The 12,332-nt window shown below is 38.7% G+C and carries 11 protein-coding genes and 1 pseudogene; 10 read left to right on the top strand and 2 right to left on the bottom strand.

All coding sequences use genetic code 11. From position 1 onward, the window contains the following. The 7 genes and pseudogenes from AC4GME_RS09105 to AC4GME_RS09075 form a co-directional block, all read left to right on the top strand. A partial coding sequence (locus tag AC4GME_RS09105) for a rhodanese-like domain-containing protein (RefSeq protein WP_490379266.1) occupies positions 1-1,041 on the top strand: 1,041 nt, incomplete at its 5' end. A 199-nt stretch (positions 1,042-1,240) separates the two neighbouring features. Then, positions 1,241-2,251 (top strand): HlyD family secretion protein, encoded by a 1,011-nt coding sequence (locus AC4GME_RS09100; RefSeq protein WP_490379265.1) that lies wholly within the window; start codon positions 1,241-1,243, stop codon positions 2,249-2,251. Continuing rightward, on the top strand, positions 2,241-3,305 hold the full coding sequence (locus AC4GME_RS09095) for a hypothetical protein (RefSeq protein ID WP_490377004.1): 1,065 nt from the start codon (positions 2,241-2,243) through the stop codon (positions 3,303-3,305). The genes AC4GME_RS09100 and AC4GME_RS09095 overlap by 11 nt, the downstream gene beginning before the upstream one ends. A 412-nt stretch (positions 3,306-3,717) precedes the next feature. After that, positions 3,718-4,740: an AraC family transcriptional regulator gene (locus AC4GME_RS09090; protein ID WP_490377003.1), complete on the top strand. Its 1,023-nt coding sequence runs from the start codon at positions 3,718-3,720 to the stop codon at positions 4,738-4,740. A gap of 318 nt (positions 4,741-5,058) precedes the next feature. Next, positions 5,059-5,364, top strand: a pseudogene (locus tag AC4GME_RS09085) (transposase); the annotation flags it as partial. A 245-nt stretch (positions 5,365-5,609) separates the two neighbouring features. Continuing rightward, on the top strand, positions 5,610-6,338 hold the full coding sequence (locus tag AC4GME_RS09080) for a hypothetical protein (protein ID WP_490377002.1): 729 nt from the start codon (positions 5,610-5,612) through the stop codon (positions 6,336-6,338). A gap of 172 nt (positions 6,339-6,510) precedes the next feature. Then, entirely contained in the window at positions 6,511-7,068 is a 558-nt protein-coding gene (locus AC4GME_RS09075; RefSeq protein WP_490377001.1) for a YSC84-related protein, read from the top strand. A 777-nt stretch (positions 7,069-7,845) separates the two neighbouring features. On the opposite strand, the gene AC4GME_RS09070 is transcribed toward AC4GME_RS09075, so the two are convergent. Both AC4GME_RS09070 and AC4GME_RS09065 read right to left on the bottom strand, forming a co-directional pair. Beyond that, complete coding sequence (locus tag AC4GME_RS09070) at positions 7,846-8,193, bottom strand: DUF5329 family protein (protein WP_490379264.1); 348 nt, start codon at positions 8,191-8,193, stop codon at positions 7,846-7,848. Between the two features lie 376 nt (positions 8,194-8,569). Beyond that, on the bottom strand, positions 8,570-8,770 hold the full coding sequence (locus AC4GME_RS09065; protein WP_490378202.1) for a hypothetical protein: 201 nt from the start codon (positions 8,768-8,770) through the stop codon (positions 8,570-8,572). Positions 8,771-8,925: 155 nt separating this feature from the next. Between AC4GME_RS09065 and AC4GME_RS09060 the strand changes: the two genes are divergently transcribed. From AC4GME_RS09060 to AC4GME_RS09050, 3 genes are all read left to right on the top strand, one after another. Continuing rightward, the gene (locus tag AC4GME_RS09060; protein WP_490378201.1) at positions 8,926-9,918 is read left to right on the top strand and encodes a transposase; all 993 of its coding nucleotides are present in this window, start codon (positions 8,926-8,928) and stop codon (positions 9,916-9,918) included. A gap of 235 nt (positions 9,919-10,153) precedes the next feature. Further along, entirely contained in the window at positions 10,154-10,456 is a 303-nt protein-coding gene (locus AC4GME_RS09055; RefSeq protein ID WP_490378200.1) for a hypothetical protein, read from the top strand. Between the two features lie 1,080 nt (positions 10,457-11,536). After that, a partial coding sequence (locus AC4GME_RS09050) for a fumarylacetoacetate hydrolase family protein (RefSeq protein WP_490379263.1) occupies positions 11,537-12,332 on the top strand: 796 nt, incomplete at its 3' end.

Raw genomic sequence — 12,332 nt, 5'->3', positions numbered from 1 at the left:
CGAGAAATTGAAACTGACGGCGTGATTTTAGCTATCGGTGTGAAACCTTCAACTAACTTCCTAGCGGGGGCTGGCGTCGACCTCAATGACAGAGGTTATATTATTGTTGATGAAAACTATCAAACAACAGCAAAAGATGTGTACGCCGCAGGTGATGCGATTCTGGTGACGAATCAGCTAACAGGTCAGCCATTTCCATTAGCAATGGCAGGTCCTGCCAATAAGCAGGGCCGTTTGATTGCGGATAGAATTAATGGCAGAAGCATTAATAATAAAGGTTATATCGGCAGTGGTGTGGTTAAGTTATTTGATATGAATATTGCGTCGACTGGTTTATCAGAAAAAATGTTAGTTAGCACTGGTATTGATTACGAGGTAGCTTACGCAGCGCCTCCTGGTATTGTTGGTATTATGCCTGGTGTTCATCTTGTGTACTCAAAACTGATCTTTGAAAAAGGCAGTGGCAAGGTATTAGGTGCGCAGTTTGCAACCTCTGGCGCTTCTGATAAACGCGCGGACGTAATTGCAACGGCAATTAAAGCGGGTATGACTGTCGAAGATTTATCTGACTTAGAGCTATGTTACGCACCATCATTCGGCACCGGGAAAGATGTGGTTAATAAAATGGGATACATTGCTAGTAACTTGAATGAAGGTGCTTTTAAACAGGTTCGTTTTTCCGATGTTTATGACTTGTTAGCCGCGGGTGAGCAGGTTATTGATGTTCGTGAAACAATTGAATACCAAGCGGGACATATTGATGGAACGGTAAACATCCCGATGAGCTCTATACGCCAACGTTTAGATGAGCTGGATAAAACTAAACCTGTGTATGTACATTGCCGGACGGGTGAGAGAAGTTACAACATGACCCTTATGTTACAAGCGAATGGCTTTGACGCTAAAAATATCGCAGGTAGTTATGAATTTGTAAAAACCTATGAAGAGATGATGTGTTATCAAGACTCAAGCCGAAAAAATATTTTGATTGGTAATTGCGATGCATGCATAGGTAAGTTAGAGAAAAAGCTAGTGGCTTAATCTTTACTCAATCATGACTCAAACCAGTAGCTCAGTGTTACTGGTTTTTTTTGTATCAATCTGGAGCGTTACAATGACAGATAAACCCGCTACTTCTGGCGAGAAATCTAAAACTAAGTGAAGTGAAAAAGTACCTTCAGAGGTTTCAGATCAGGCATCGATAAGAAAAATAACCCTTATAATAGGCTCACTTTGCTTAGTGTTGTTTTGTTGGTACTTGGTTGCAGATAGGGTGATCCCGTTTACCGATAACGCACGTGTGCGTGCTTATGTGCTTCCATTAGCGGCTTCAGTTTCAGGTCGTGTTGTGGAATTGCCAGTAGAAAATAATCAGAGAGTCGCGCAAGGAGAAGTTGTTGCTCGCATTGATCCGGCACCTTATTTATTGCTTGTTAACCAAGCGGAAGCAGAGTTGGAGTTAGCGGCTCAAGAGGTAGGCGCAAAAATTGCGGCCGTTTCGACGGCACAAGCACAGCTTGTTGAAGCAAATACTGATTACAGTTTAACCAAAATTCAGTCAGCTAGAATACTTTCTGTGGGGGAAATGGGTTATGTTTCAAAGTCTGAAATCGATAAAGCTAAAACACAGTTAGATAATGCTCGCTCCCATGTTGAAAAAACGGCTGCTGAATTACAACAGGCTAAAATTGACGCTGGCATTGCAGGTAATGAAAACCCGCGACTTAAAAAAGCACTTGCTGAACTTGGCTTAGCACGCGTGGACTTAGAAAATACAACGGTGAGAGCACCCCGTTTGGGCTTGGTAGCTAATGTACGTTATGACATAGGCATGTATGTGAACATTGGGCAGCCATTAATGACCTATATTTCTACGAAAGACACTTGGATTGAAGCATATCTAAGAGAAAACAATCTTCAGAATATAGCAATCGGTAATAAGGTTGAGATAGTCTTTGATTCTGCTCCCGGCACGGTATACAACGGCGTTGTTAAATCCGTTTCTTACGGCGTTCAGTTTGAATCCCAGACGCAAGCTGGTGGGTTACAGGTGCCGGTATCAAAAACCGGTTGGCTTAGGGAAGCGCAGCGTTTTCCTGTGATGATTGATTTTGCTGAAGAGATTCCAGCAGGAGTACGCCGTGAAGGTGGTCAGTCAGATATCATTGTTTACACCCGAGATAGTGGCCTGATGTACTTTTTGGGCAAAGCTTATATCCGCTTAATGGGGTTATTAAGTTATGTCTACTAATGCAACTCACTGCGCGAAAATAGCACCGTTAAATAATGAATTAACGCGTAACATTGTACGTTATGCTCTCGCGGTGATGATTCCCATATTGGTGATGGTTACGTGGCAATGGGAGATGGCTTATATTACGCCGACTCTGGTTACCCTATTGGTGGGGTTACCTGCAAGACCCTTAGCAAAGAAAGTTTACTTGAGTTTTATAATGATGATCCCGGCTTCACTAGGATTAGGGGCGATTTTAGTAAGACTTGTTGAGCCTTACCCTGTTATTGCCATCATTATTATGGCCTGGGTACTTTATGTTACTTTTTATCAAGCTGCAAAAGGGACTAATTTACTCATTATTGTATTACTGCTCTGTACCGTATTAATTTACCCTACAATGGCGCTAATGGATCTTGAGTTAAGTGTGTATACCGCATTTGGAACATCTCTTTCATACCTAGTTGCGTTGTTTTCTGCCGCTCTTATGTTTGTTATATTGCCGGCTCATCCAGTATTGCCGGCTCATCCAGTATCGCCTGCAGTAACCCCAAAAGTAGTTGTAAAACCTGCATCTCAGCTTGCGCGGATTGCACTGCTTGACACTTTGATTACCATGCCTGTGTTGATCTATTTCTTGATGTTTGACCGTCAAGTCGCGATGTTAGCACTCGTTTATGTTGGTATTTTGGTATTATGCACTGATTTAACCAAAGGCATAAAAGCCTGTGTTGCTGTTATGCTGGCTAACTTAATGGGTGGCATTGTTGCCATTGTTATTTATGAACTTCTAGTCATGGTACCTGTGATACCCTTTTACTTGTTACTGATGTTTTTAGTCGCTTTGCTCTTTGCAAAACAAGTCTTCTGTTCACCCAAAGGTGCGCTATATGCGTCTGCATTTAGCTGTGTACTATTGTTAATATGCGATGTAACCAATACAACGGGTAGTCACCTTGATTTTGCTTTTTATGAACGTTGGATTTATATCGCGTATGCAAATATATATGTGGTTGCCAGTTTTATGTTATTAACAGCGCTAGGCTGGTTAAAAACTTCACCATCTAAGTGATTTTTCCACTGTCATTATTAGGGGCTGTTGATCTTTCGAGTTTATTTTTGCAACGATTTGTTGGTGTTTTATACAAAGCTGAGCCTATGTGGTGTGGTTATTCAACGTGAGTAGGCGAAAATGTAGTAAAAATAGTCAACAAACCGCTGCCCTTCGGGTTCTCCTCAATACGTTATGCTCTTTGTTGGGCGAAATTCGCTTAGGTTACTAGGCCACACTCCGCCCGCCTCGATCAAAACGCATTGAGGTGAACAAAAGTTAAACTGCAAAGCTCAACAGCCCCTAGCTTCTTTTTCTGTTGAGATAGGCTCAAGCGCCAATAACAAGCAACAGGAATAGTTATATAAACCCCTTTTTCACTGTTAGTAAAGAGGGTATTATCTTTAGTTATTGATAAAATTAAGGATAATTTATGGCTTCAGTAAATTCAGTTGCTTTTGGAAGGGTAGGCGTATTTTGGCTTTTCCTAAAAGCAATGGACGATTATTATGGCGATTGCATTAGTAACGCTAACCTTCCTGACAGCTTATTAAATGATCATATGAGATTAATGCCGCTGACAGAGATGACGCGCTATTTGGGTCTTATTGAAGAACAGGTAGATGATGAGCTCTTTATTGCAAAGGCAGGGGCAAATATTCAGCTACAAAATTTTATTCCTTTACATAACATTGTCTGTTCTGCCCCGGTTTTATTTACAGCTTTAATACGCTTTAATGCGCTATTTAAAACATTACAATCCGATAGTGAGGTGAAGGCGGTACGCAGTGGAAATATACTCAAGTGGAGTTACAATACTGAATCTTTTGTTGCTCAAGAGCGTCTTCAAGATGGTATCTTTTGTACTTGGTTATATCTCCATCTATTACGTCACTATTTAGGCGAACAATATTCTCCGATTTCAATCCATTTACCTGGTTCTCGTTTAGGTAAGGCCGGTGAAGTAGACGCTATTTTTGGTTGTGATGTTGTTTGGAATGCCAAACAAACAGAAATTTGGTGTTCAATTGATGCACTCGAACAGCATATTGTAAACAAACCTAAAGTGATAACAACGGCACGTATTAATCAGCTACAAGTTATTGATTATATAAACATACCGGATGAAAATGACTTTGCCAGGTGTGTTTATGAACTGATAAATTATGCAAGAGCATTTGGTTATCCTAAGCTGGAGTTCATTGCTGAAATGATGATGATCTCACCACTAACATTGCAGCGACGCCTGCAAAAAGAGCAATATAGCTTTTCGGAGCTTGTGAAATACCAGTTGCTATATAATCTTGCTCCGCAAATGTTACAAGAAGGTTTGTTAATAGAAAAAGTGGGTGAAGAGTTAGGGTTTAATAATCCGCAAAGTTTTACTAAAGCTTTCAAAAAAGCACACAATTCGACACCAAAGCAATACTTGGAAAATTTAAATGAATGTAAATAATGAGCCGGTAAGGTCAAAATAAACGATTAATTTATAGCATCATTTTACTACTTAATCTGAGTTCTGGATAATGAACGCTTTTACTAGGTATTATTAAATACAATAAACTTATAATACCTAGTGCTGAGATTTTTGTGTTTATCGAGGAAAATTGATGAGTGAATAGCTGGCTATTATTAGTCAATTTAACCAAGATAGCTGCAAAAGTAGAAGGACTGGGAGTGTTAACCTGAATTCTGGATAACAGAATAAAAATTTAACTAAATGCCTCCCTATTTAAGTTATATTTAATAAAAACAAAAAAAATTGCCCTCCTCGCGATCAAAACTTTCGAGCAGTGAACGCTTAACGATTAAGATTGCATTTCATCAATCAAATCATAGAGATTCCAAGAACTTTTATATTGGTTTGGTACGACGATACTGGACTGATTACTTCCCTGAACTACTCAGTTATACCCGTTTCATCAATACAATGTCTGAGCTTATGCTACCGATGTGTGCATATTTTCAAACAATTAAAGATGAGCCAACTGGGAGCGCATTTGTAGATTCCACTAGCCTAAAGGTATGCCACAACATCCGTGTTACACGCAATCGAGTATTTGCAGATACGCCTGAGCGCGCTTTTATTTCTATGCTAGCCCAGTATTTGCGAGAACAGTTAACTTTCAATGGAGTGATTGTGTATGAATTGTGTGGATCTGATACGTGATTGTTCCATTGGCTAGTTGTCAGATTCCTTAGACCTTATAGTGACTGTATTAAATATCTCAGCAGAAGTCAGATTGCCCTTTGAGTTGAGATTGATTTTATTAGGTTAATAATTTTTACTATTTTGGTATTTAAAATTTAAGGAGTGAGGTCTGTATGAGATTCAATAATAAAACGATAATGGTACTAATGGCGAGCCTATTTTTAAGCAGTCAGCTAAATGCTACAACGGTAATACTTAAAGATGGACGCAGTTTTGAAGGGCAGTTAAAAAGCCAAGATACAGAAACAATTGTGTTAGACATGAATGGCATTGAGATGACACTGCCTGTAAAACAGGTCAGCGCAATTGAAATATCTGAAGTGGCTAAAGATGCACCTAAGAAAGATCTGACGACAGGCATTACAACGGTACCCACCGGTACTGAACTTACAGTAAAAATAAGCGAAGGCTTTAACAGTCGTCAGAATAAAAGTGGACAACGCTTTAGCGCAGTACTTGAGGGTAATTTAGTATCGGGAGAGACCCTTGTTGCCCCCAAAGGCAGTATAGTTTACGGACAATTAACAAAAGTAAAAAGAGCGGGTAGGCTTGCTGGTAGTGCTACTTTACAATTCGAATTAACTGAAATATCAATTAACGGTAATATGTTTGCACTTAAAACACAGATTATAGGGGGTCAAGGGGTTAATACTGCACGGAAAACAGTTGGTACTACAGCACGAGCTGCTGCGATTGGCGGTTTGATTGATGGTAGCGACGGTGCAAAAACGGGGGCAAAAGTAGGTGTCGGTGTTTCACTGTTAACCAAAGGGAATGACATCGAAGTCCCTAAGGGCGAGCTGATTGAATTTATTCTCAGTGCACCGTTTACGGCTGAGTAATATTGAATAATTGTAACTTACTAAACCATGAACTTTCCTGAATGGTATACAAAAGAAAGCGTTAGCTTTGAATTCAATAGGCTTGTTTTCTTTTGTAGAGTCAAATACATTGCACTTGCTCTTTTCCTTTATATTTTCGGCTAAGAGTACACTTTAAATAAAAGGCAAAAAAATGAAAAGAATACTGACAACTTTTACAATAATACTAATATTTATTAGCCCTTTTACTCATGCCGATGAATATAGTGATACCCAGAAGATGTTTATTGAAGGAGGGGCTCAAAAATTTTTCACAAACGCGTATGGTTATGCCCTATTCCCCACCATCGGTAAAGGTGGCTTTGGGATTGGTGGTGCATATGGAAAAGGTAAAGTCTATAAGGCGAGTAAACAGGTAGGCAATACATCCATGTCACAAATTACCATCGGCTTCCAGGCTGGAGGCCAAGCTTTTAGCCAAGTAATTTTCTTTCAAGATAAGCGCAGCTTTGATGAATTTACTATGGGTAATTTTGAATTTGGAGCACAAGCTACAGCAGTAGCTTTAACTGCAGGTGTCTCTGCAGAAGCATCAACTAAAGGTAGTGGGGCAGGGGCAAGCGGAGGTAAAAATAACGCACTGACCATTGCAGAGTATTATAAAGGTATGGCTGTATTTACCATTACCAAAGGTGGGTTGATGTATGAAGCTTCTATTGGTGGGCAAAAATTTACTTACGAAGCAAAGTAATAACAATTCTATTAATTCAGAAAGTTAAATTACTGCCAACTGAGCAAATAGTTAAGCTTAATTAAAGAGGGTTATGGCTGAACACCGTGTTGTTTTACTATAGCCTAATGGTATTAGGCTATAGTAATATTTCTAACGCACTCATTTGTCTTAATATATCAGGGCCTATGGTGTTTACTTGGTTAGGTTTATTAATATCCCCTCTGTTATTATACCCATGTTACCTCAAGATGCTTTGTCAGGTGTGAGCTCGAATATCAGAGCAAGGCGCAACATGAGGGAGTTGTTATTCACTTTTCGATTGTTGCAACGCAGGGCTGGTTTTCGAGCTCACTCCCCGTAGGGCAAGGCAACCTGCACCCATCTGCGTTGTTATGAAATTTCTATGTAGAATAACTATACTTCAATTTCATGCCTAGCATCTAGGCACAATTTGCCTTGCTGACTTTGCACCTTGAAGTATCATGGGTATAAACCTCTCTACATTGGAGATAAATGCTGAATTTGTAACAACTATTGTAGAGTTCGCCTTAGCGCTAGTGTTATTTAGTGATGGCACATTATTAGAGTTGAAGCTGTTACGCCAATCTCGGATGTTACCTGTGCAACTACTGTTAATTGGCTTACCCGTCATAATGATTACACATAAATGAAGTATGGCAGATTTACAACAGTTTACTCAGACATCGCCTTATTAAAGTCTAACTCCATACCAACCTTCTCTATATTGTTTAGACCAAGCAGATTGAAAAGGAATAATGTTATCCATAGAGAGTGCTATTTGTGTCTACCACGATAACGCGCTAATTCATCTAATAACCAATCTTTACTTTTAACGGTTACTTGGTTAGGGCAGTGAATTTGATAATATTTACCTGACATGGTGCTTTTAGTCGCTGAGTATTTAATAAAATCTTCAGCGCTGTTTATATCATCTTTAAAATAATTGTATTTTCTAACAATATGTTTTACTGCTTCTGATCCTTGATGCTTTGTTCCATTACGTTCATAGTCACAGTCTGTTTCACTGACATAACCAATCAAATGATCTATTTCATTTTTTGTATTAGCCAGCAAGGTATTGCTATACAATATTGCAAAACATAATAAAATTAAAATTCGCATAAAAACTCCAAATAATTTTTTAAATGTAATAGTGAAACCGTTCAGTTACAACAAATAAGTCAATAGTAGTAATGACTCAATTATTTACTTGATTTGCTACATACCTCCGCCATCGTAGCTGGGTATTAATAGTGACAATGGTAAGTTAACGCCGGAACAGTTAGAAATTCGTCAGCTCAAAGAGGAAAATAGAAAGCTGAAGGTTGACCAGGTCATTGTGTGTTTAGACTTCCTTGCTTTCACTAGTTTATCGCTGTGTTATACACTTTAAGCTAGTTCCAATTTGTGCCTTGCTTAAAGTGTATTTCCCCACTCTATTATCTAGATTGATACACTATCCCTGTGCTTATAAAACTTTAAATAAATTTAGCTACTTTTATAGTTGAGATTCTACTGGTAATAATTGCATAAAGCCATTTTTAAAGCGATCCCTCCAACTACTATAAGGCTCTTCTTGGTGTGTGATTTTTTCACCGTTATTCTGTTTTGTCCAGATGATATCACCATCCTGTAAACTGAGTTTAAATGCTGTTTTACGAATATTGTTATCAAAATCATTACCCGCATACTGGCCCAAACTACTAGACTCCGCAATGACACCAATTTCGGTATTTTCATCACGTGAACGAAATAGAAAGATCTAAAAGATCTGGACATCCATAAACTTTGACTGAACTTCAAGCTTAACCTGTGGTTAATTAATGACCAGTTGGTTGATGCTTGGAGGCAATAATGACTCAATCTCGCGAATCATTGATTTCACTTTCCGATACCCCTTATTACCACTGTATTTCTCGTTGTGTTCATCGTGCTTTCTTGTGTGGCGACGACCGTTATTCAGGGCTAAGCTTTGATCATCGTAGGCAGTGGATGGTTGATCGAATGCGTTATTTAACCGATGTTTTTTCAATTGAAGTTGGTGCTTATGCTATTTTATCAAACCACTATCACCTTGTTTTATATGTAAATGAGAGAGAAATTGCTGACTGCACTGATAGTGAAATTTGTGAACGCTGGTCGAAGATATATTCATTACCCCCCATTGTTTTGCGCTGGCAGAAAGGTGAGTTAAGCTCAGAACCACAAAAAGAGGTCGCACTTTCTGTGATTGCAGAGTGGCGAAAGCGTTTATCAAATATCTCGTGGTTTATGCGCTGTTTAAATGAATTTATAGCGCGTAAAGCTAATAAAGAAGATAAATGCAAAGGGCGATTTTGGGAAGGGCGCTTTAAGTCTCAGGTGTTGCTGGATGAAAAAGCACTATTAACCTGCATGGCCTACGTTGATTTGAATCCCATTCGCGCCAAAATGTCACTAAGTGTTGAAGAGTCTGAATACACCTCTATTTTTGAACGAATTCATGGCAAATCACATCATGCTGAAAATAAAGAGGAAAATAACAGTAAACCGCTTGTTAAATTCATTGGGGCTGCGCATCAATGCCAACCACAGGGGATCAATTTTAAGCTAATTGACTACCTTGAATTAGTTGATTGGACTGGCCGTATTATTCGTGAAGATAAGCGTGGCGCTATTTCAACACAAGCTCCCGCGTTGTTGAGCACGCTTGGTTTAGACAGTGAAACATGGCTTAATTTAGCCAATGATTTTGGGAAAGATTACCACGGTGCAGTTGGCTCACTTGAGGAGTTGGCGCTATTTGCGGAGCATACTGGTAAGCAATGGATTTCAGGAAAAAATAAGTTGCGACGAATATATCACTAATTTGTTCTATTACCTTTATTTCACCGTATCAGCTTATTGTTGATAGTTAACCTACCTGTAAATCAAAAAAATGCACTTCGATGTTACATTTTCACCTTTGGGATGACTTCTCATCTAATTTTGGTCGTTAAATAAGCGCTTTATTTGATGTTTGGTATCGCTGTTGATTTTTTAGAACAACATTGTCAAGTAAAAGTTTGGATGTCCAGTTCTTCTCCAGTTCTTCGAAGGTGCAATGGCAAAAACAATAAATGTGGTTAGCGACAATATAGATAACCCTGATATTGAAGCAATTGTTAACTGCTACACAAATACCAGTGCCACTGTTTTTCGTGATTACTTAAGAGCGGTCAATTTTTCTATGGGGCAGTTTTGTAAGGTACAACAAAATTTAGAAGCAACATCGACATCTAATCAAAATAACAGCGATAGGTGTACAGAGCCTAAATCAATTATTATGAGCGTAGATGAACTTGAAAAGTTCGGCCGTAAATATACGGGAGACTTCGCAACAGATTTAGCCCGCTGTAAAATTTAAATGACACTAAGGGGGGGGGGATGAGTAAAACAAGTCACAACTTATCAATCATTCCCGACATGTCGGCTCAATGGATAGGTAAGCAATTAAAAAATGTGGAACGCTTCTATTCTGGCCCGCAAAGCGAGATAGCTTTTTGTTCTCTGATATAAATAATAACAGTCGATATTTGCTAACAAGTCTAACCTTTTGTGCAATCCGACATTTATTTAATTCTGTGGGGTATGATGTTTTTTACAGGCGATAAATGAATATAAGGTATGGATGTCCTGCCTTTTTTCTTTTTCTTCCTACTTTTATAGGAGACGCACAACCGAAACTTAAACGCGTAGGAAATACAATTGATGAACTTGGACATGACCAGTGGCTTGTAACACACCACGAGGATCGCTATTTACCAAAGGTAAGAACATTAATAAGTCGGCTCGGGAGAGTTCTCAAGTAGCTTGTGCAAATAAATATTCTTGCATGGATATGCAAATGCTAAATCTCGGCTCAAGCTCCCCAAAATGCACGAATTTGGGAGATTTTAAGCATCGCCTGCTCGCACGATGCTATAAAGAAACTTAAGGGAAATTTGCCAGCGCGGATCTTCTTGTTTGCGTTAGCGAGTTAGCTTCCTAGGGCGTAAAGGGGCACAAAGCGCCTCAGAAATTTTCGCCTAAATTTCTAAAACAATGGGCCAGCTGAGCAGCCCTCTATACTTCGCTGCATGCTTAAATTATATTTATGGAAACATCTGTAAGTTCCGATGTAGGATTTCCCATGCTCGCGATACTAGTTTTAAAATACTAATAGAATTTAATTAATGGTTTAATTTCTTTTTTGTTATGAACTATATTTAACTGATAACCAGTACATGCATATTAGCAAGCATCCTAATATAATTTCACTTCTTCATCGGAGAAATAAAATAAAAAAATGTACTTTGGCAATGCGTATGCGGATTGCCACCTTCGGTGGCAATTGGATTCCTAATAATCAAGCAATGCTAACGTGCTCAAGTGGGGCGGTCAAAAGTCTATTTGCTCAAACGTTAGCCTGACAGGTGCAAGAATAAATTGATACTCTGAGGAAACCATGTTTACAGTTTTCAAATATTTTATAGCGATTATCATTGTTATTGTTTTAGGAGTTGGATCTTATATTTTTTGGCCAAGGATATACTCCCCCATTCCTGCCAATTTTGAATGTTTGCCTGTAAATAACACCACTGGCAAACTGCTTCCACTGCAACTGGATAGCAATAATATATATGGTATCGCATTAACTTATCCAGGGATCATTTATCAAACAGGATCTGAATATCATTCAGAGTCAATACCACCTGTTTTTAGAAAACGACAACAAGCTATAAATACAGGTAGTGTCGTAAAATATCCTAATCAACAAACCTTGTTGGATCAGATTGAGAAAATTGAGGCCGGCCTGTCTAAAACGTTGCAAGATGAATTTAAGATACTCCCCGCCTTAGTTGATTACGAAGTTGAACTCGGAATTGTTGTATTGGATGATATTAGTCGTAAGCAATTGGCCGATCCAACATTTTCACCAAGATTAGGCTATTTTCTTGCGAATGATTTACAATCTATTGTCTTTGGAGTTCTTGGTTTGGGAATGGAGCTGGAGTCAGAATATCTTGATGCCAAAGGAAGCTTTCCTGGTTTTCTACCTATAAGCAAATTTATGTGGATTCCAGAGTCAGAAAAAGAAAATTCAACTTTGTGTATTAATATACAAACCACGGTAAATAGTGAATTACGACAACAAGAAAACACAAAGAATAGGATTTATTCGAATAAAGAGATTCTCCGCTTTGTTTTGAGAAAGTATAATAAAGAAAAACTCCCGAAGGGAACCGCCATCATTACAGGTT

The sequence above is a fragment of the Psychromonas sp. genome (assembly GCF_983033635.1).
The sequence above is the reverse complement of the archived record's forward strand: the minus strand, read 5'-3'. Positions and strand labels throughout refer to the sequence as shown.

Coding starts and splice junctions, on each gene's coding strand:
- AC4GME_RS09095 (WP_490377004.1), top strand. CDS start 2,241: ATGTCTACTAATGCAACTCACTGCGCGAAAATAGCACCGTTAAATAAT.
- AC4GME_RS09090 (WP_490377003.1), top strand. CDS start 3,718: ATGGCTTCAGTAAATTCAGTTGCTTTTGGAAGGGTAGGCGTATTTTGG.
- AC4GME_RS09080 (WP_490377002.1), top strand. CDS start 5,610: ATGAGATTCAATAATAAAACGATAATGGTACTAATGGCGAGCCTATTT.
- AC4GME_RS09075 (WP_490377001.1), top strand. CDS start 6,511: ATGAAAAGAATACTGACAACTTTTACAATAATACTAATATTTATTAGC.
- AC4GME_RS09070 (WP_490379264.1), bottom strand. CDS start 8,193: ATGCGAATTTTAATTTTATTATGTTTTGCAATATTGTATAGCAATACC.
- AC4GME_RS09060 (WP_490378201.1), top strand. CDS start 8,926: ATGACTCAATCTCGCGAATCATTGATTTCACTTTCCGATACCCCTTAT.
- AC4GME_RS09055 (WP_490378200.1), top strand. CDS start 10,154: ATGGCAAAAACAATAAATGTGGTTAGCGACAATATAGATAACCCTGAT.